Source organism: Nocardia sp. NPDC004654, from assembly GCF_040609595.1.
Taxonomy (GTDB): domain Bacteria; phylum Actinomycetota; class Actinomycetes; order Mycobacteriales; family Mycobacteriaceae; genus Nocardia.
The window spans coordinates 179,145-197,526 of sequence record NZ_JBEXKI010000006.1 but is presented as its reverse complement, the minus strand read 5'-3'; the positions used below and the strand labels follow the sequence as shown (position 1 = coordinate 197,526).

At 69.7% G+C, this 18,382-nt stretch carries 18 protein-coding genes; 10 read left to right on the top strand and 8 right to left on the bottom strand.

Features of this window, described 5'->3' with window-relative positions:
* Nucleotides 1-2: 2 nt before the first annotated feature.
* On the bottom strand, nucleotides 3-992 hold the full coding sequence (locus ABZV58_RS21345; RefSeq protein ID WP_355001890.1) for a WYL domain-containing protein: 990 nt from the start codon (nucleotides 990-992) through the stop codon (nucleotides 3-5).
* Between the two features lie 86 nt (nucleotides 993-1,078).
* Here ABZV58_RS21345 and ABZV58_RS21340 point away from each other — a divergent pair, with 86 nt between their 5' ends.
* From ABZV58_RS21340 to ABZV58_RS21325, 4 genes are all read left to right on the top strand, one after another.
* Nucleotides 1,079-1,735, top strand: a complete 657-nt coding sequence (locus ABZV58_RS21340) for a TIGR03086 family metal-binding protein (RefSeq protein WP_355001889.1) — start codon at nucleotides 1,079-1,081, stop codon at nucleotides 1,733-1,735.
* A gap of 33 nt (nucleotides 1,736-1,768) precedes the next feature.
* Nucleotides 1,769-2,368, top strand: coding sequence for a CHAP domain-containing protein (locus tag ABZV58_RS21335; protein ID WP_355001888.1), 600 nt, complete (start codon nucleotides 1,769-1,771; stop codon nucleotides 2,366-2,368).
* Nucleotides 2,369-2,594: 226 nt separating this feature from the next.
* Nucleotides 2,595-3,731 carry a hypothetical protein gene (locus ABZV58_RS21330; protein WP_355001887.1) on the top strand — a complete coding sequence of 379 codons (1,137 nt, stop codon included), beginning with the start codon at nucleotides 2,595-2,597 and terminating at the stop codon, nucleotides 3,729-3,731.
* Between the two features lie 164 nt (nucleotides 3,732-3,895).
* Nucleotides 3,896-4,609 (top strand): DUF1906 domain-containing protein, encoded by a 714-nt coding sequence (locus tag ABZV58_RS21325; protein WP_355001886.1) that lies wholly within the window; start codon nucleotides 3,896-3,898, stop codon nucleotides 4,607-4,609.
* 19 nt (nucleotides 4,610-4,628) lie between these two features.
* On the opposite strand, the gene ABZV58_RS21320 is transcribed toward ABZV58_RS21325, so the two are convergent.
* Nucleotides 4,629-4,985: a hypothetical protein gene (locus ABZV58_RS21320; protein ID WP_355001885.1), complete on the bottom strand. Its 357-nt coding sequence runs from the start codon at nucleotides 4,983-4,985 to the stop codon at nucleotides 4,629-4,631.
* A gap of 117 nt (nucleotides 4,986-5,102) precedes the next feature.
* Nucleotides 5,103-5,885 carry a hypothetical protein gene (locus ABZV58_RS21315; RefSeq protein WP_355001884.1) on the bottom strand — a complete coding sequence of 261 codons (783 nt, stop codon included), beginning with the start codon at nucleotides 5,883-5,885 and terminating at the stop codon, nucleotides 5,103-5,105.
* A 326-nt stretch (nucleotides 5,886-6,211) separates the two neighbouring features.
* Here ABZV58_RS21315 and ABZV58_RS21310 point away from each other — a divergent pair, with 326 nt between their 5' ends.
* Entirely contained in the window at nucleotides 6,212-7,474 is a 1,263-nt protein-coding gene (locus ABZV58_RS21310) for a mannosyltransferase (protein WP_355001883.1), read from the top strand.
* 188 nt (nucleotides 7,475-7,662) lie between these two features.
* Here the strand turns inward: ABZV58_RS21310 and ABZV58_RS21305 are convergent, their stop codons facing one another.
* Nucleotides 7,663-7,959: a 4a-hydroxytetrahydrobiopterin dehydratase gene (locus ABZV58_RS21305; RefSeq protein ID WP_355001882.1), complete on the bottom strand. Its 297-nt coding sequence runs from the start codon at nucleotides 7,957-7,959 to the stop codon at nucleotides 7,663-7,665.
* Nucleotides 7,960-8,007: 48 nt separating this feature from the next.
* Nucleotides 8,008-8,184 (bottom strand): hypothetical protein, encoded by a 177-nt coding sequence (locus ABZV58_RS21300; RefSeq protein WP_097244929.1) that lies wholly within the window; start codon nucleotides 8,182-8,184, stop codon nucleotides 8,008-8,010.
* A 230-nt stretch (nucleotides 8,185-8,414) separates the two neighbouring features.
* Here ABZV58_RS21300 and typA point away from each other — a divergent pair, with 230 nt between their 5' ends.
* The 5 genes from typA to ABZV58_RS21275 all read left to right on the top strand — a co-directional run bounded on the left by typA (nucleotide 8,415) and on the right by ABZV58_RS21275 (nucleotide 13,803).
* A complete protein-coding gene (gene typA / locus ABZV58_RS21295; protein WP_355001881.1) occupies nucleotides 8,415-10,313 on the top strand; it encodes a translational GTPase TypA in 1,899 nt (632 codons plus the stop codon).
* A 37-nt stretch (nucleotides 10,314-10,350) separates the two neighbouring features.
* Nucleotides 10,351-12,096, top strand: coding sequence for an ABC transporter family substrate-binding protein (locus ABZV58_RS21290; protein WP_355002214.1), 1,746 nt, complete (start codon nucleotides 10,351-10,353; stop codon nucleotides 12,094-12,096).
* Nucleotides 12,093-12,983 carry an N-acetyl-1-D-myo-inositol-2-amino-2-deoxy-alpha-D-glucopyranoside deacetylase gene (mshB, locus tag ABZV58_RS21285; RefSeq protein ID WP_355001880.1) on the top strand — a complete coding sequence of 297 codons (891 nt, stop codon included), beginning with the start codon at nucleotides 12,093-12,095 and terminating at the stop codon, nucleotides 12,981-12,983. Before ABZV58_RS21290 ends, mshB begins: the two co-directional genes overlap by 4 nt.
* Nucleotides 12,984-13,165: 182 nt before the next feature.
* Nucleotides 13,166-13,324: a hypothetical protein gene (locus ABZV58_RS21280; RefSeq protein ID WP_097245437.1), complete on the top strand. Its 159-nt coding sequence runs from the start codon at nucleotides 13,166-13,168 to the stop codon at nucleotides 13,322-13,324.
* On the top strand, nucleotides 13,321-13,803 hold the full coding sequence (locus ABZV58_RS21275) for a hypothetical protein (RefSeq protein ID WP_355001879.1): 483 nt from the start codon (nucleotides 13,321-13,323) through the stop codon (nucleotides 13,801-13,803). The genes ABZV58_RS21280 and ABZV58_RS21275 overlap by 4 nt, the downstream gene beginning before the upstream one ends.
* A 272-nt stretch (nucleotides 13,804-14,075) precedes the next feature.
* Here ABZV58_RS21275 and ABZV58_RS21270 read toward each other — a convergent pair whose 3' ends face one another.
* The 3 genes from ABZV58_RS21270 to ABZV58_RS21260 form a co-directional block, all read right to left on the bottom strand.
* Nucleotides 14,076-15,857, bottom strand: a complete 1,782-nt coding sequence (locus tag ABZV58_RS21270; protein WP_355002213.1) for an amino acid permease — start codon at nucleotides 15,855-15,857, stop codon at nucleotides 14,076-14,078.
* A gap of 177 nt (nucleotides 15,858-16,034) precedes the next feature.
* The gene (locus ABZV58_RS21265) at nucleotides 16,035-17,669 is read right to left on the bottom strand and encodes a PH domain-containing protein (protein WP_355002212.1); all 1,635 of its coding nucleotides are present in this window, start codon (nucleotides 17,667-17,669) and stop codon (nucleotides 16,035-16,037) included.
* Nucleotides 17,670-17,722: 53 nt separating this feature from the next.
* The gene (locus ABZV58_RS21260) at nucleotides 17,723-18,220 is read right to left on the bottom strand and encodes a PH domain-containing protein (RefSeq protein WP_355001878.1); all 498 of its coding nucleotides are present in this window, start codon (nucleotides 18,218-18,220) and stop codon (nucleotides 17,723-17,725) included.
* Nucleotides 18,221-18,382: the final 162 nt, after the last annotated feature.

Genomic DNA, 18,382 nt, shown 5'->3' with positions numbered 1-18,382 from the left:
GATCAGTCCGGCGCCTCCCGGACCGAGTCGGTGTAGCGGCGGGCCAGCGTACGCAGGTGCGCGACGAGTTCCGGTGGGCCGTCTACACGAAAGTCCATCATCAGCATGCTGAGGTAGATGGCGATGGTCTCGAGCGCGTCGGCGCCGGTGTAGAGGACGCAGGTGTCCGCGTCGACCGCCTCGACCACGCCGACCGCGGGGTTGATCCTGGCGATGACGCGCTCGGCCGGAGCGAGCACTGTGACCCGCGCGTGCACGCGCCAGCCGGTGCTCGCGACATGGCGCATGACGAAGGCGACGAGATCGTCGTCGGGCAGCGCGCGGGCGGCGAAGCGGCGTGTGCCCGCGGCCGCGCGGCGCACCCTGGCGACGGGTATCGCGCGCCAGGTGTGGCTGTCGAGGACGTAGGCGACGAGGTACCAGCGGCGCTGCCAGTTGATCAGCCGGTACGGCTCGACCTCCGTCGGATCGCCGAATTCGTCTGCCGCCGTGCCGATGTCGAGCCGCACCGCGGCGCGGTCGCGGATCGCTCCCGCCAGGGTGGTGAGCACCTCGGCCGGTATGGGGGCGTCCGGCTCGCGCGAGCCGGTGGTCGCCGGGCCGACGGCGGTGGCGCTGCGCAGCGCGGTGACCTTGCGCTGCAAGCGTTTCGGCAGGATCTGCTCGAGTTTGGCCAGCGCGCGGCCGACGTGCTCGGTGATGTCGGCGATGCCGGTCGCGCCGTCCTCGGCCAGTCCGACCGCCACGGCCACCGCGACGGCCTCGTCGTCGTCGAGCAGCAGCGGCGGCATGGTGGAGCCGCGCCCGAGCCGGTAGCCGCCGATGGCGCCGCGCTCGGCATGCACGGGATAGCCCAGGTCGCGCAATCTGCGAATGTCGTTGCGCAGCGTGCGATCCGTGACGCCGAGCTTTTCGGCCAGCTCACGGCCGGAATAGGCGCGGTCCTGGAGGAGCGAGAGCAGGCGCAGGACGCGGGTGGTTGTCTCGGCCATGCACATCTTCCGATCTATTAGGAACGAAAGCAGCCTAATGGACTCATAGGCTCGGTATCAGCACCGAGAAACCCGAAAGGCCAGCCATGCATACCGATGTCGCCCTCACCTCCGTCTGGCGCGAGACCCTCGCCGCCGCCCACCGCGCGCTCGCCGACACCGTCGCCGGTATTCGCGACGACCAGTGGCACCTGCCGACACCGTGCTCGGAATGGAATGTGACACAGGTGATTCAGCACGCCGCGGGCGATCAGCTCGCGTACGCGAAATTCCTCGGCATCGGAAACGGCCCGGCCGAGAACCCCTTCGCGCCATCGGGCACCATCGATGGCTCGCCGACCGCGCTGGTGCGCGACGCGATCGAGCAGACCGCCGCCGCGTGGGACACCGTCGCCGAGCACACGCCGACGGTGCCGACGCCGTTGCCGCACGGCGAACTTCCGACACCGGTCGCCGCGGTGCTGTGCGCGTTGGACGCGGCCGTGCACGCCTGGGATCTCGCCGTCGCCACCGGTCAGGCCTCGCCGCTCGACGAGGAACTGGCCGCGGCTCTACTGACGGCGGCCCGCACGGCGAATCCCGCGCCCGGCGGCGGGCCGGAGACGGCGATCGTGGAACCGCTGCGGCAGTGGGGCGCTTATGCCGCGGTCGTCGACGGAGCGCCGAATGACGACGCGGTCGCGGAACTGTTGCGCTATCTGGGGCGCGATCCGGGAACCGTGAGCCGCGTCCGTTCGTCTTAAGGATGAATGGTCGTAAAAGCGATTGGGGGGCGAATGTCCGCACCGCAGAGAACCCGGGGGCGGCTCGGTCTGTTGCTGGCGCTGGGGCTGGCCGTGGTCGCGGCCGTCGCCGCGGGCACGGTCTGGTGGTGGACCGGCTCGGATCGCCCCGCCGTGGTCGGCGAGAGTCCCGCCGCCTTCCCCGCCATCGACCGCTCCGCGCTCGACCCGGCGCAGATCCGGCTGGTCGAGGTGTTGGAGCGCGAGTTCGCCGAGCCGGGCGGGGGCCCGAAGTACGCCGAGGGAGTGATCGAGCCCTGGTGCGCCGACTTCGTGAGCTGGGCGATGCGGGAGGCCGGGCGTCCGCTCTCGAATCCGAACTCCGGATCGTGGCGGATCCCCGGTGTCTACACCCTCCAGGAGTACTACGAGGACGCGGACCGGTTCGCGCCCATCGGCAGCGGCTATCGCCCGCGTACCGGTGACGTGCTGCTCTACGGCCCGGAGAGCCAGTTCACCCAACACACCAACATCGTGCTCACGGCGGCGAACGGCGAGGTGACCACGATCGGCGGCAACGAGTTCGGCGAGGTGCGTATCCACCGATTCCGGGTTGCCGACGTGAAGGACGTCGTCGGGTATGGGCGATTCTGAGAATCATTGCCGCTCAGGGCGTCCCGTTCGGCGAGCGCGTTGCTCGGCGCGTCCCTTCCGGAGCCTTAGTATGGAGTCGGCGGCGCCCGGCAGCGCTGCCATCGCGGACCCTGTCCTGCTACCCCCTCATCAGCAGGACAGGGTTCCCTAACGTTCCGATCTCCGGAAACTTTCGTCGCGTACCGTGTCGGTTGTCCGTTGAAAGGTGAGGGTTTCGGAATCTCTGATGCAGCCGACCGAGGAAACGACGAACGACCCGTCCTGGATCGACTACGCCGCCTTCGGCGAACGCTTCGTCACCCACGCGGTGACCGAGGAACGCATCGTGGCCGCGGTGTCCTCCATGGCGGGGCGCGGCATGGCCATCGGACCCCTCAACATCGGTCCCCCCGGACTCGCCGGATTCATCGCCGAGGGCAAAGTCGGCGAACCCACGGTTCTGCGCCATGATCCGCACGTCGTCTTCCAGGTGACGGTGCCGCTCACCCTCGCGGTCAAAGTCCGGCTCGGCGGCCGGAAGCTGCGGCTGGAAGCGGTCGTCGAAATCGACCTCACACTGCACGCCCGCACCGCCGACCCGCTGCTGATCGTCATCGACATCCCGCCCATCACCACCCGCGACGTGAGTTTCGTGCTGCGCGCCCAGACGGTCGAGTCGGCCTGGGAGTGGCTGCTCGACCCGATCGCCGGACTGGTGCAGCGCGAGGTCGCCAACCGGGTCAACAGCATGCTGGCCGAACCGCAGGCCAAGAGCGGGCGAGTCTTCGACGTCGAGGCCATGGTCGCGGGCACGCCGTCGCGGCACCGCGCGCAGGAGGAGTTCGACTGGATCGATTACGGCGAGTTCGGCCACCGATTCTTCTCCCGCATCGTGACCAGGGACCGGGTCTTCGAGGTGGTGGACAAGATGGCGGGGCGTCCGATCGAGGTCGGGCCGCTGAAAACCGGGCCGAGAGACCGGGCGACCGTCACGGTGCGTGGCGCGATCCGCCAGCCGCGTCTGGTCGATCGGCCCGAAGGGCCGGACGATCTCGTCTCGTTCGATCTCACGCTGCCGGTCGGCCTGGACATCACCGTGCAGGTCTTCAAGGCGAACGAGTACCGCGCCGATGTCGAGATTCCGCTGGTACTGATCGCCAGGGCGGCCGATCCGCTGCTGATCGTCATCGACGTGCCGCCGCCCGCGACCGGGGACATCCGGATGGACTTCAAGGCGAAGGGCGTGCGCGCGGCGACCCTCGGCGCGCTGGCCGGAATCAAGAAGCAGGTCGTCGCGCAGGTGGCCGGGGTGGTGCGCGAGCAGCTCGGCGACAGCTCCGGCCGCACCATCGACGTCGCGGCTCGAATCGACGGCGTCGCGTAACTCCTGTGACAAGTGGGGTAAGTGGGTCGAATGGGTCTAGCGGTTCGAATGTGAAATGTGGTGGAATGAGTGCACGTTCGAGGCTCCCGGCGCGCGTGTGAGCCTTGGGGAAGGTGCGCCGGGCCCGCTGCCAGCCAATGGGGGTTGCGCGAAGGAGTCCTGCGATGCGTTCTGTCGATCTGTCCCGCCGCAAGCTTTTCGCCTATACCGCCGCGGCCGCCGCGCTGGGGGTAACCGGCACCGCCGCGTCCGCCTCCGCGACGGGATCACTCGGCACGCTGATCGACTATTCCGGTGGCGTGCCCTCGGCCGACGCGATTCTCGAAGCCGGTCATGTCGGCGTCATTCGTTATGTCTCGGATCGGCGGCCCGGCGCGGAATGGATGGTGGGCAAGCCACTGCTCGCACGCGAGGCCGAGGCGCTCACCGAGGCCGGACTGAAGATCGTGTCCTGCTATCAGTTCGGCAAGGGGCCGACCGCCGACTGGCGCGGCGGACTCGAGGCGGGCAAGGAGCACGCCGAGCGCGGGCTGGAGCTGCACCTGGCCGCGGGGGGCCCCGAGGGCAGACCCATCTACGCCTCGATCGACGACAATCCGACCCCGGTCGACTTCGCGACCATGATCGCGCCGTACCTGCTCGGCTGGGAAGCGGTGCTCGGCAAGCAGAACGTCGGCGTCTACGCCAACTCACCGACGATTGATCTCGCGCGGGCGGCAGGCCTGGGTTCTTGGTACTGGCAGCACAATTGGGGCACCCCGAAGGGGTATGTGCACCCCGCCGCGCACCTGCACCAGTTCGAGATCGACAAGCGCGCCATCGACGGCGTCGGCATCGATCTCAACAACATCCTGAAGCCCGAATACGGGCAGTGGTGAGCGCGGGGCGGAGGTACGCCTAGGTCTGGCAGTGGCAGACCGGGGCAACGCGCAGATCCGGTTCGTCGTCGGGCACCACGCGCAGATTCGGCCGCGTCTCCGGCGCCTCGTGATCACCCATCCAGGACAGCAGCGACCAGCGGGACAGGCCCGACAGCGCCGAGCCGAGGCTGGCGAAGGAGCCGGAGGAGATCACGGACGCGAACGATCCGACCGATCCGACCGAGAGCACCGAACCGACGCTGCCGATGGACAGGATCGAATAGGCCGATCCGATGGACAGGATCGAGCCTTCGGACCGGATGGACAGGATCGACCGGCGCGAGCGCCTGCTCCGGATCGAGCGGGGTCGTACCGTTCCTTCGACAGTCGGCATGCCTTCGGTCTACCACACCCCGGACCCGGCCGGGGACTATCGCCGCGATTGCCGCGGTGTGTCGGCCGGACATGCCGAAGCCCGGCGGTCGCGTACGACCGGCCGGGCTTCGAAACATCAAGCGACGGTGAAGAAACCGAGCGTCGGCAGGAACGAGCAGGTGCGCGGCGCGGCGTCGGGAGCCTGGGTGGTGAGCGAGCCGCCGACCACCGCGACGATCCGGCCGCGGCCGGTGTTCACGATGGCGGACAGGGTAGCGGGGCCGTCCGGGTTGATCTTCGACTCGCCCGTCAGCGCCTGCACGCCGGACTGCCGGGTGTCGAGGTTCAGCCACTGCACGGTCATCGGCGGGTTCTGCTGCGCGGTCGGCGCCTTGGTGCCGAGCGCGGTGAACACGAAGCCGGTCTGGCCGGACTCCGGTCCGGGCGGGGGCAGCGTGGCCGGGCCGGGCACGGCTAGGGCGGTGCCGACCGAGTCGGCGGTCGGGCTGATGCAGCCCTTGCCGATGGTCGGGTAGAGGAACTGCGCGATGACGGGGCCGTCCTGCGGCAGCTCGGGACCGCCGCCACCGCTGCCGTCCAGGAACGTGATGATCCGTTCCAGGGTCGACTTGATCTGCGGCGGCAGATTCAGGGTGTTGAGCAGGATGCGCGCCTGATCGAGGATCGCGGACTGCGGCCCGTTGGCGATATCGGCGGGGCCTGCGATGGCGCCGACGATGGCGGGGGTGAGCGCGGCGATCGCGTCCACCGGGACGCCCTCGGGCACCATCGGAACGCTGTTCGGAACCGCGGCGTGGGCGGGCGCCGGTGCCGCTATTGCGGTCGGCGCGGCGAGCGAAGCGCTCGCCGCCAGGGCGAGTGCGGTCAATGCGATCCGCGATCCTCGGGTGCGAAGCACTGGTCTAGCCGTCCTTACCTCGGGTACATCTGGGTCAACGGGGGAAAACCCATTGTTTCGGGGGTCACTCTAAGGACACGACCACCGAGTTGTACAGCCGTGGTCGTTATCACGTTGTGCTGTGGACGATCAGTGTTATCGGAACGTAGCGCGGCGGGGCGTTGCCAGTGTGAAAGGTGATGCAAATGTTATCCCTTGTGCATAGCGTGCACAGAGAAGAGCAGCGCTCCGGTTAATCTAGTCGCAGCCTTCGGCATTTGTCGCCGACACACCGGACACCGGCCAGTCGCGTTTCGCGACCGCCCCCCGACCCGAAAGCCCGCGATTTGAACCGAGACAGCGCTCGGTCGGACCAGCGTCCGGCCGCTGCCCACCTGCGACTGGCGGTGTTGCTGCTCGGTCTATCCGTTCTGGCCAGGCTGCTGTGGATGCTGGTGTCGCCCAACGGAATGAACCTGGTCGACCTGCACGTCTACGTGGACGGTTCGGCGGCGCTGCTCACCGACCGGCTCTACGACTTCACCTACGCGGAGAAGACCCCGGATTTCCCGCTGCCGTTCACCTATCCGCCGTTCGCCGCGCTGGTCTTCTTCCCGTTGCATTTCCTGCCGTTCAAGGTGATCGCGGTGGGCTGGCTGCTGGCCACGGTGGCGGCGCTGTACGGCGTCGTCTGGATCGCGCTGGAATTGATCGTCGGCGCCCGACGGCTGCGCGAACCCGGTTGGCGAGCGGCGGCGATCGGCTGGACGACGGTCGGCGTGTGGCTCGAGCCCGTCCGCACCACGATCGACTACGGACAGGTCAACGTCTTCCTGGTGCTCGGCGCGATGCTCGCGGTGCGCAGTTCGCGATGGTGGGTCTCGGGCGGGTTGGTCGGCATCATCGCGGGCATCAAGCTGACGCCCGCGATCACCGGCCTCTACTTCGTCGCGCGGCGGCGCTGGGGGACCGCGCTGTGGTCGGCGGTGGTGTTCGGCGCGACGGTCGGCATCAGCTACCTCATCAACAACCACGAGGCGACCCGCTACTTCGGCACGCTGCTCGGTGACGCGGACCGGATCGGCCCGGTCGGCTCGGTGTGGAACCAGTCGCTGCGCGGGACGCTGAGCCGCATCCTCGGTCACGACGTGGAGTCCGGCCCGGTGTGGATCGCGGCGGTGCTCGCGTTCGCGGTGCTGGCCTTCTTCGCCTGGCGGGCGCTGGAACCGGACGACCGGATGGGCACGCTGCTGATGGTGCAGCTGTTCGGGTTGCTGATCTCGCCGATCTCGTGGTCGCACCACTGGGTCTGGCTGCTGCCCACGGTGCTGTGGCTGGTCTACGGTCCGCTGCGGCGATCGCCGGGCGCGCGAATCCTGGCCGGTTATTGGCTGGTGACGATGTTGATCGGCGTGCCGTGGGTGCTGTCGTTCGCCCAGCCGACGATCTGGGAGATCTCCCGGCCCGGCGTGCTGTCCTGGCTGGGTGCGGTGGATGTGCTCGGCGTGCTCGTCCTGTTCGCGTGGATCATCTGGTCGGGTGCGCGGCGCGAGCGGTCGGGTGAGCCCGCGGCGAGCGAGATGGTGGCGGAGGACTCCGCGCGGGCGTAGTCCGGCCCCGCCCGGGGTCGGCGCGCGCGGCGATCGGGGTGAGCTGGGCAGCGGTGGCCCGTCTCAGCCGATCGGAGGTGAGCCCGGCGGCGGTGGTCCGGCGCGCGTAGTTCGGCCGCCTCCCGGGTCGGCGGTTGTCCGGGTGCGCGGCGGTCAGGGGACCGTTCGGTGCGGGGCTGTCCCCGCGGCTAGTCGGACTGCGACGCGAGCAGATCGATCTCGCGGGCCAGGCCCAGATCCAGGGCGGTGAGTCCGCCCGCCGAATGGGTGGACAGCGTGAAGGTCACATTTCGCCACCGGATATCGATGTCGGGGTGATGGTTCGCGGCCTCGGCCGCGTCGGCGACCCGGCGCACCAGATCGATGCCCGCCGGAAACGAGGCGGCCTTGATGGTGCGGGTGATGTTGTCGCCGGACCGGCTCCAATTCGGCAGTCCGGCCAGCGCGTCCGCGATCTCGGCTTCGGATAGCAGTGGAGTGCTCATATGCCGGTTGTACCCCGTTTGCCGGAGGTGCACCGGGAATGGTGAAACTCAGGCCGCGCGAGCCTGTTTCAGCGCCTTCTTCAAATCCTTGCCGGTCAGGCCCGCTGCCTCGGCCTTCTTCATCCGCATGATGACAACGGGGCATTTGAAGCAGCGCGTCTTCTTACGACAGCACTTCTTCTTCGGTTTCAGACTCGAAACCTTCTTCGCTTTGACCTTGCCCACGACGGTTAGCATACCCTTACTCGAGCGCCTGAATCGGAGGGGTCACCCGGTTGCCGGTACTGTGTAGCTGGCCGCGATGCCCGGTGAGTTTCCATTCTCCACCTGTTTGCAGGGGGCCCGGCGTGTGAGTCAGGACCCGGAGGCAGCAGCCTGCGTAACCACGGAGGGTCCCGCACACGCCGGACACCGAGCACCGTCGGCACCAACACCAACAGCAGGAGGATTCAGGCGTGTCGTCTGCACGCGATTTTCGCAACGTCGCCATCGTGGCCCACGTCGACCACGGCAAGACGACGCTGGTCGACGCCATGCTGCGCCAGTCGGGCGCCTTCGCCGAGCGGGCCGAACCGGTCGACCGGGTGATGGACTCCGGCGACCTGGAACGCGAGAAGGGCATCACCATTCTCGCCAAGAACACCGCGGTGCACCGGCACAACGCGGACGGTTCGGTCACCGTAATCAACGTCATCGACACCCCCGGCCACGCCGACTTCGGCGGTGAGGTCGAGCGCGGTCTGTCCATGGTGGACGGCGTTGTGCTGCTGGTGGACGCCTCCGAGGGCCCGTTGCCGCAGACCCGGTTCGTGCTGCGCAAGGCGCTGGCCGCGTCGCTGCCGGTGATCCTGGTCGTCAACAAGACCGACCGTCCCGACGCCCGCATCGAAGAGGTCGTCGAGGAGAGCCACGACCTGCTGCTCGATCTGGCCTCCGACCTGGACGACGCCGCCGCCGAGGCCGCGGAGCTGGCACTCGACCTGCCGGTGCTCTACGCCTCCGGCCGCGAGGGCAAGGCCTCCAAGGAGCGCCCCGAGAACGGCAGCGCCCCCGACGCGGAGAATCTCGACGCGTTGTTCGACGTGCTGATGGAGTGCATCCCGGCGCCCAAGGGCGATGCCGCCGCGCCGCTGCAGGCGCACGTCACCAACCTCGACGCCTCGGCCTTCCTCGGCCGCCTCGCGCTGGTGCGCGTGCACAACGGCGAGCTGCGCAAGGGCCAGAACGTGGCGTGGATGCACGCCGACGGCGTCAAGCAGGTCAAGATCACCGAGCTGCTCCAGACCATCGGCGTCGAGCGTCAGCCCGGCGAGGTGGCCGTCGCGGGCGACATCGTCGCCATCGCGGGCATCCCGGAGATCATGATCGGCGACACCCTCGCCGACATCGACAACCCGGTCGCGCTGCCTCGCATCACCGTGGACGAACCCGCGATCTCGGTCACCATCGGCACCAACACCTCGCCGCTGGTCGGCCGGGTTCAGGGCCACAAGCTGACCGCCCGCATGGTGAAGTCGCGCCTGGACCAGGAGCTGGTCGGCAACGTGTCGCTGCGGGTGCTCGACATCGGCCGCCCGGACGCCTGGGAGGTGCAGGGCCGCGGTGAGCTGGCGCTGGCCATCCTGGTCGAGACCATGCGCCGCGAGGGCTTCGAGCTGACCGTCGGCAAGCCGCAGGTGGTGACCAAGCAGGTCGACGGCAAGGTGCACGAGCCCTACGAAGAGCTGACCATCGACTGCCCCGAGGAGTACCTCGGCGCGATCACCCAGCTGCTGGCCGCCCGCAAGGGCAAGATGGTCCAGATGAACAACCACGCCGCGGGCTGGGTGCGGATGGAATTCATCGTTCCTTCGCGCGGCCTGATCGGCTTCCGCACCGACTTCCTCACCGAGACTCGCGGCACCGGCATCGCCAACGCCGTCTCGCACGGCTACGCGCCGTGGGCGGGCGAGATCCGGGCGCGCCACACCGGTTCGCTGGTCTCCGACCGCGCGGGCTCGGTGACGCCGTTCGCGATGATCCAGCTCGCCGACCGCGGCCAGTTCTTCGTCGAGCCGGGCGCGGACACCTACGAGGGCCACGTGGTGGGCATCAACCCGCGCGCGGAGGATCTGGACATCAACGTCACCCGCGAGAAGAAGCTGACCAACATGCGCAGCTCCACCGCCGACGTCATCGAGACCCTGGCCAAGCCGTTGCAGCTGGACCTGGAAGGCGCGATGGAGTTCTGCGCCGCCGACGAGTGCGTCGAGGTCACCCCCGAGGTGGTCCGGGTGCGCAAGGTCATCCTCGGCCAGAACGAGCGGGCCCGCGAGCTGTCCAGGCGGAAGGCGCGGGACCGGGCCGCGCTGTAGAGTGCCGAACGTGAGCTCGGGGGCAAGACGACGCGCGATGCTGCGCGCACTGACGGTTCTGCTGGCGGCCTCCGCGACGGTGCTCGCCGGATGCACCGCGAACCCGCCCCCGCCCATCGAGAGCACGGACAGCCCGAAGACGACGCCCGCCAAGCCGGGCAAGAACACCGTCGTGGTGGCGATCGACGACATCGGTATCGGGTTCAACCCGCACCTGCGTTCCGATCAGTCGCCCGCCACCTCGGCGGTGAGTTCGATGGTGTTGCCGAGCCCGTTCCGTCCGGTGCCGAGTCCGTCGGTGCCGGGCGGCACGGACTGGGTGCCGGACACCGCGCTGGTGACCGCCGCGGAGGTCACCAGCCAGGAGCCGTTCACCATCACCTACACGCTGCGCAACCAGGCCAACTGGTCCGACGGAGCGCCCATCGCCGCCGAGGACTTCCGTTTCCTGTGGCAGCAGATGCTGACGCAGCCCGGTGTCGCGGATTCCGCCGCTTACCGGTTGATCTCGGATGTGAACTCCTCCGGCGGCGGCAAGACGGTCACCGTGGTGCTGACTCAGCCGTACCCCGCGTGGCGCGAACTGTTCGCGAATCTGCTTCCCTCGCATCTGATCAAGGATCAGCCGGGTGGTTTCGCCAACGGACTCGCGGAGGGAATCCCGGTGTCCGGCGGCAACTTCGCGATCAAGTCGGTGGATCCCGGTCGCGACGAGATCCTGCTGGAACGCAACGACCGCTACTGGGGCACCCCGGCCGCGCCGGATCAGATCCTGTTGCGCCGCGGCGGAACTCCCGCGCAGCTGGCCGAGTCGCTGCGCACCGGTGACGCGCAGATGGCGCTCGTGCACGGCGGCGTCGCGACCCAGGCGCAGCTGGCCGCGATCCCCTCGGTGCGCACCGTGATCATGCCGCAGTCGCGCGAACTGCAATTCGTCCTGAACGGGCGCACGACCGAACTCGCCGATCCGCGGGTGCGGCGCGGGCTGCTCGCGCTGCTCGATCCCGCGCTGCTCGCCACCGTAGGCGCGCAGACCGGCGGGTGGGTCGAACCCGTGCGCGCGCAGATCCTGACGCCGTCGGATCCCGGTTACGCGCCGACCGCGCCGCCGCGACCCACCGCCGACGAGGCGTTCGCGCTGCTCGCCGAGGCGGGTTTCGCGCGCGCACCCGAGCCGCCGCCGGTGATCTCGCCGACCTCGCCCGCGCCGCAACCGCGCCCGATCGCGAAGAACGGCAAGACCCTCGCGCTGCGGATCGGCGCGGTGACCGGTGACGCGACCGCGCTCGCGGTGGCCAGCACCGCCGCCGACCAATTGCGCAGCGCCGGAATCGATGCCAGCGTCCGCAGCCTCGCCGCCGACGAGCTGTACGGCAAGGAACTGGTCGAGGGCGGCGTGGACGCGATCGTCGGCTGGGAGGTCGCGGGCGCCGATCCGGCCACCGTGCTGGCGTCCCGCTACAGCTGCCTGCCACCGGATCCCGGTCTCGGGGACGGTGAAGCGCAGGCCGCGGTCGAGGCGGCGCGGCGCGCGCCGAGCAACCTGTCCGGGGTGTGCGATCCCGTGCTGCAACCCGCGATCGACGCCGCGCTGCGCGGTATCGACGTGCCCAAGGTGCTCGCCGATGCCGAGCCCGCGCTGTGGAGACTTGCCACCGTGCTGCCGATCGTGCAGGACAACGTGGTCGCCGCCGCGGGTCCCCGGGTGGACGGCGCGTCGCTGAGCGGGGCCATCCAGGTGGGCATCTTCGGTGATGCCTCGATGTGGCGCAGGATCCCGTGACCAAACCGGACGGGCCCGGCGGCATCGTGCTGGTGCACGCGCACCCGGACGACGAATCCATCACCACCGGCGGCACCATCGCGCACTACCGCCGCCGCGGCGTTCCGGTCACCGTGGTGACCTGCACCCTCGGCGAGGAGGGCGAGGTGATCGGCGAGCAGTGGGCACAGCTGACCGCCGAGCACGCCGATCAACTCGGGGGCTACCGCGTTCTCGAATTGACAAGGGCGCTGGCCGCTTTGGACGCCGCGCCGCCGCGCTTCCTCGGCGGGGCGGGCCGCTGGCGGGATTCCGGCATGGCGGGGACGCCCTCGGCCGAACACCCCAGGGCGTTCGTGAGTTCCGGCGCCGAGGCAGTGGACGCGCTCGTCGGGATTCTGCTCGAGCTGCGGCCGCGGGTGGTGATCGGCTACGACCCGCGCGGCGGCTACGGCCACCCCGATCACATCAGGGCCCACGAGGTCGCCACCGCCGCGGTCGAGGCGGCGGCCGAGCGCGGCTGGGACGTGCCCAAGTTCTATTGGACGGTGACCGACGCCGACATGCTGCGGCTGCACACCGAGGCACTGGCCCGCCGCACCGTCGAAGGCTTGCCCGGCGCGCTGCCGCGCGGGTGGCGGCTGCCAGGGGCGGGGGAGTTGGCGAGCGTGCCGAGTCACACCGTCACCACCACCGTCGAGGTGTCGGACGCGTTGGCCGCCAAGCGGACGGCGTTGCGGGCGCACGCGACGCAGGTGACGGTCGCCCCTTCGGGGCGAGAGTTCGCGCTGTCCAACAACATCGCCCAGCCGGTGCTGCCCGAGGAGCACTACGTGCTGGTCCGTGGCACGCGCGGGCCGGTCGGGCCGGATGGGCGCGAACACGACCTGTTTGCCGGGATTGTCTGAATTCGCTGTCCGCACCGGCCGTGTTCGACTGATCGGTCGGCGGCTGGACCATCGCGCTGATCGTCCCGGCGCTGATCGACGACTGGTTCGCCGCGGCTGTACGGGGTAGTTCCGGGTGGTCACGAACATCCCGGTCGATGGTGCGTGATCCGAGCCGAGCCGCCGGGCATAGACTCCTCGACGTGTACAACTGGGACCTCCAGAACGCCATCTCGGCCTTCGTGGACAGCTTGCGCCCCGGCGCGGAGCACCAGCACGAGCTGTACATGTCGGTGCTGTACGCCTTCGTCGACATGCAGAGCCACCTGCTGACGCTCCTCGGCTACCCGCCGGTGCCGTGACGGCGCTCGACAAGCGCGTGGACGCGCCACGTACCGATGATCGAGGGTGGATCGCCGAACCCCTGCGGCTGGCGCTGATGGCCGTGCTCACCCTGAGCGGGTTGTTCACCCTCGCCTTCGAGGTCCTCTATCTGCCGGTGTACCTGGGCACCTCGCATTTGCCGCCCGCCGAGGAGCCCACCCTGGTGGCCGCGCCGCTGGCCGCGGTCGCGAGCTCGGGCACGTTCGCTCTACCGGTGACGGCTCTGCTCGCCGCCGGTTTGAACGTCCTGCTGATCGCGGCTATGCGCACCCTCACCGACAGCACCCGCGTCGCGTTGCTCCCGGTCATCGTCTGGACCTTCGGCTTTCTGGCGTGCACCTTCGCGGGCCCGGGCGGCGACCTGATGCTGTTGAGCGACTGGCCCACCCTGCTCCTGCTCCTCTGCGGTTTGGTCCCACCGCTGGCCTACATCTACCTCCGCCCCGCCCACGACTGACTCCGCAGACCTTCGCGCGCCTCGCATGGGTCGCGAGGCGCGCCGCGGATCGGGCGGGCCCGATGCATCTGGCCGCGGACCCCGGTGGTCGATAGCCGAACGGTCGACGACCGCAGCCATTGTGTGCCGCGCAGCAGGGCCGCGGGAGTGTTGTGACTCTGCGACGACGGGCCGAGGTCGCAGACCTTTGCGCGCCTCGTGGTGATGGCCTGGGCGGCGGGGCGCGCGGTGGCTCGGTGAGGACGTTGGGTGGGCGCGGCCAGCGGGTCGGTTCAGTCGACGCGGATCGGGAGGGTGGCGATGACGGCGTCGGTGCGGGCGCGCAGGGCGGCGCCGAGGACGGGGCCGCGCGGGTTGTGCAGGGGGCGGTGCCACCAGTGGCGGGCTTCCACGTGGGCGAGGAGGACGGTGACGTCGCGGCCAGCGGCGGATTGTTTGCGCACATAGCCGACGAGGGTGGCGATCAGGCTGCGATGCGGGCACGGCAGCACGGTGAGCGGGACGCCCGGATCCCATTCCTTCCATCGCGCGCTCAGGCGTTTGGTGGCGTCCGGGTCGATTTCCGCTGCGACGGCGACGATTTCGCCGCGCATGCGCAGGGCGGCGGCGAGGGCGCGAGCGGTCGCCTCGCTGACGGCCACCACCGGGACGATGACGAGAGCCGCTGTCTCGGAGCCCTTTTCGGGTCGCGCCGGTATCTCGCCGAGGCGCAGTTCCGCCGCCACCGTGCGGTAGTAGTTCTCGGTCCGCGCGAACAAGGTGATCAACAGCGGGATGATCACCAGCAGCAGCCACGCGCCCTCGGTGAACTTCTCGCCGAGCAGCACCACGGCGGCGACGGCGGTGAGACACGCGCCGAATCCGTTGAGCGCGGCGCGCGGCGCCCATCCCGGATCGCGCTGCCGCTTCCAGTGCCGGACGAGTCCCCATTGGCTCAGGGTGAATCCGATGAAGACGCCGATCGCGTAGAGAGGAAGCAGGTCGTGCGTCTCCGCGTCCACCACGATCAAAATCGCGCCCGCCGCGATGGCGAGGGCGGTCACGCCGTATCGGAAGACCGGCCGCTCGGAGCGCAGCGTGAACAGCGAGGGCATCCGGCGGTCCTTGGCCAGCAGCGCGAGCAACACCGGCAGTCCGCCGAAACTGGTGTTGGCCGCCAACCCGAGCGTTATCGCGACGGCCACGTTCACGATGTAGAACGGCCACCCCGTGCCGAACGCGCCCGCGGCGAGCTGGGCCAGGATCGTCACTCCTTCCCGTGGCACCACGTGATGTAGGCGGATGAGGAGCGCCAGGCCCAGCAGCATGACGCACAGCAGTACGCCGAGCGCGACCTCGGTGTGCTGGGCGCGCCGGACGGCGGGCGTGCGGAACGAGGGCACCGCGTTCGCGATCGCCTCCACACCGGTCAACGCCGCACAGCCCGCGGCGAAAGCCTTGAGCAGCAACCACACTCCGAGCGCCTCGTACGGAACCAGTGGCCCGGGAGCGTCGCCGACCACGGCCACCGGCTCCGGGCGCAGCAGGCCGACCGCGATCACGCCGAGGACGCAGCCGACGAACAGCAGCATCGGCGCCATCAGCACCCTGGCGGATTCGGCGACACCGATCAGATTCACCACGGCGATGAGCGTGAGCGCCGCGAGCGCGACCGCCAGCTCCTGGTCGCGCAACGCGGGAAACGCACTGGCCAAGCTCGCCGCGCCCGCCGAAAGGCTGACCGCGACCGTCAGCACGTAGTCGACCACCAGACTGGCCGCGGCCAACAGGCTGGCCCCCGGGCCGAGATCCTTCTTCGCCACCGCGTACGCCCCGCCGCCGTCCGGGTGCGCCGCGATCACCTGGCGGTAGGACAGGACGAGCACCAGCAACAGGGCCGCGATCGCCAGCGCGACCGGGAACGTCCACTGCACCGCCGCCGCGCCCGCCGCGACGAGCACCAGGACGATGGCCTCCGGCCCGTAGGCGACGCTGGACAGTGCGTCCAGCGACAACGCCGCCAGACCTCCGAACGCGGTGAGCCGGTAGGCGTCGCCGCGCTGCATCCGGCGCATCCGCCGATCGGCGATCCGTGACTCGTCCCGCGCTACGGTCTCGACCACACCCACATTCAACGCCGCACCCTTGCGCCCACCGTCGAACGACACGTCCCCGCACCGGGGTGTGCCTCATCGGCCGCGCCGCAAACTTCTGGAACGCCGCGCCTCGGCAGCGACGCGTGTGGCGAGGTTTCAGCGGGAGCCGAGCGCGCCGGGAGTGACGGATTCGATGAGCGCCCAGGCCTGGGCGATCGGAATGTCGATGACGAGGTAGCGCTTCTTGCCCGCCGCGGTGGCCGCGATGACGGTGGCCAGACCGGCGCGGCGCTGCCAGAAGGATTGGCGGACGGTCCAGCCGATGACGCCGGGGGCTTCGAGGCAGTCGCGGTCGCGGTCGAGGCTTCCGGAACGGGTGATGAGCCACGCGGGGGAGGTGGCGGTGCGGGGGAGGACGGCGTGGCCGAGGCCCCGGTAGCGGTCTTCGGCCAGGGCGATCGCGATGATCGCGGCAATGCCGGGCAGCAGCCACCACCACGGCGGGACCGGGCCTTCGAGGGCGAAGGCGAGCACCGCGAAGGTCAGCAGGACGACGGGCGACAGCGCCCGGAAGTAGCGGCGACGGCGCGCGGCGGGACCGTGGCGGGTGAGCCGCGCGGACATCTGCGCCAGGGGTTCGCCCGCGGAAGTGCGGCGCGACGCGTCGCCAGTGCTCAGCGCAGGAGCAACGGGCGCACCGGTGGCACTTGGACTCGCCGCAGCATCGTGGAGCTCTGGCGTCGCCGGTCCACTCGGAAGCGGCAGCCCGACAGCGGCCGCACCTGGCTCGGCGCTCGGTGGCGTGCGATCGGGCTTCGCGCCCCCATCCAGCAACTCCCCCAACGTCCGTTCGACCGCGGCGCGCGGGGCTTGCGGGAGGATCTTCTGGCGCGGGTTCTCCCCGACCATGATCGCCTCGAGTTCGGCTGCGCCCGAAAGACGAAGCAGCAGTGGCTCGTTCACCGTGGCGCCGCGGAACCGGGCCAGGTCGAGGGTGATCTGTCTGGTGGTGAACAGGCCGTGGCGCACGTGCAGGGTGCGGCCGTTGTGCAGGACGCGGAGGCCGAAATAGGTTGTCAGGTACCGCGTGCAGGCCGCCAGGCTGACCACGAGCACGATCGCGGCGAACAAGCCGAGCACGACGAGCGCGATGGCGACGGCGGTGCCTTCCCCGATGTCGTGCGCGGCGTCGGATTCGAACAGCCGCTGGCCCAACCCGTATTGGAACGCCGCGCCCACTATCGGCGCCATGACGGCGAATCCGGTGAGCGAGAGTGGCGCGTACCGCACCCACTGCGGCCGCCAGTGGCCGATCTCGCGCGCGGCCGAATGTTCTTGTGCCGCTGTGTCGTCCGATACGCCGACGGCGGGAGTGGTCGGTGCCGGTCGGGCTGTGTGCGCGAGCAGTTCCGCGCGCAACGCGGGTACCACCCGCGCGTCGAGCGAGTCCAGCTTGAACTTCTCACCGCTGTCGGCCTGCTGGCCGGTGCCGATGACCACCACGGAAAGTCCGAGCGCTCGGTGCAGCAGGTCGGATTCGATGTCGACGGACCTGATCCGGCTGCGCGGCACCGAAAGCTCCCTGCGCTGCAACAATCCGGTGCGCAATTCGACATGTGTCGGGCCGACCCGGTAGGTCGTGGTGAACCATCTGGTCAGCGCGAACCCGACGATCAGCGCCAGCGGGACGATGCTCCAGGCGGGATTGCCGCTGCTCGTGCCGAGGATGATCGAACCGATCAGTACCGGGATGAACTTGACCACCTCGGTGACCGGATGCACCAACAGCATTCGCCGATCCAGGCGCGCCCACGGTGGTACGGCGTCGGCGGGCAGGCGCTCGGTCACGTCGCGTCCCCGCGATGCCGCGCGGCGATCTCGGTCAGCCGCGTGACGGTCTGTTCGGCGACCGGCAGATCCAGCGCCGAGATCTGCACCGCGCCCGCCGACGAGGCGGTGGTGACCGTCACCGTCGCCAGGCCGAGCAGCCGCTCCAGCGGACCGCGTTCGGTGTCGACCGTCTGTACCCGCGAGATCGGCGCGACCCGGCTCTCCTGGGCCAGCCAGCCGACCCTGGTGTACACGGCCTCGTCGGTGACCTCCCACCGGTGCACGGCGTAGCGCCACCACGGCACGACGGCGATGCTGAACACCGCGCACACCAGCCCGATCGCCAGCGCGGTCAGCTGCAAGCCGCGGTGGCCCGAGTCCACCGCCATCCACACGAGCAGCGCGAGGAACGGCAGCACCCAAGCCAGCCCCGCCTGCACCGTCCACAGCAGTTTCGCCTTGGGGCTTGGACGCCAGGCCGGGTCGGCCATGATCGTGCGCGGCTGCGACATGGTTGTCATGGTTGCACGAACATTCACCGCCCCGCGCCACGCCGGTGGAATAACGGTGAGGCGCGGTGAGGTTGTGAACGCTCACGACGGGCTTCGCGGAACTCGCCGTCGCGGTGAGCTGACTACGCTCACACACGAGCACTGGAGGGAGACAGTCCAGGA

Excerpts from the sequence above, each read along its gene's own strand:
- ABZV58_RS21325 (WP_355001886.1), top strand. The coding sequence starts at position 3,896 with ATGCGTTCTGTCGATCTGTCCCGCCGCAAGCTTTTCGCCTATACCGCC.
- ABZV58_RS21320 (WP_355001885.1), bottom strand. The coding sequence starts at position 4,985 with ATGCCGACTGTCGAAGGAACGGTACGACCCCGCTCGATCCGGAGCAGG.
- ABZV58_RS21270 (WP_355002213.1), bottom strand. The coding sequence starts at position 15,857 with ATGCGCCGGATGCAGCGCGGCGACGCCTACCGGCTCACCGCGTTCGGA.
- ABZV58_RS21330 (WP_355001887.1), top strand. The coding sequence starts at position 2,595 with ATGCAGCCGACCGAGGAAACGACGAACGACCCGTCCTGGATCGACTAC.
- ABZV58_RS21290 (WP_355002214.1), top strand. The coding sequence starts at position 10,351 with ATGCTGCGCGCACTGACGGTTCTGCTGGCGGCCTCCGCGACGGTGCTC.
- ABZV58_RS21305 (WP_355001882.1), bottom strand. The coding sequence starts at position 7,959 with ATGAGCACTCCACTGCTATCCGAAGCCGAGATCGCGGACGCGCTGGCC.
- ABZV58_RS21265 (WP_355002212.1), bottom strand. The coding sequence starts at position 17,669 with ATGCTGTTGGTGCATCCGGTCACCGAGGTGGTCAAGTTCATCCCGGTA.
- ABZV58_RS21340 (WP_355001889.1), top strand. The coding sequence starts at position 1,079 with ATGCATACCGATGTCGCCCTCACCTCCGTCTGGCGCGAGACCCTCGCC.
- ABZV58_RS21335 (WP_355001888.1), top strand. The coding sequence starts at position 1,769 with ATGTCCGCACCGCAGAGAACCCGGGGGCGGCTCGGTCTGTTGCTGGCG.
- ABZV58_RS21260 (WP_355001878.1), bottom strand. The coding sequence starts at position 18,220 with ATGTCGCAGCCGCGCACGATCATGGCCGACCCGGCCTGGCGTCCAAGC.
- ABZV58_RS21345 (WP_355001890.1), bottom strand. The coding sequence starts at position 992 with ATGGCCGAGACAACCACCCGCGTCCTGCGCCTGCTCTCGCTCCTCCAG.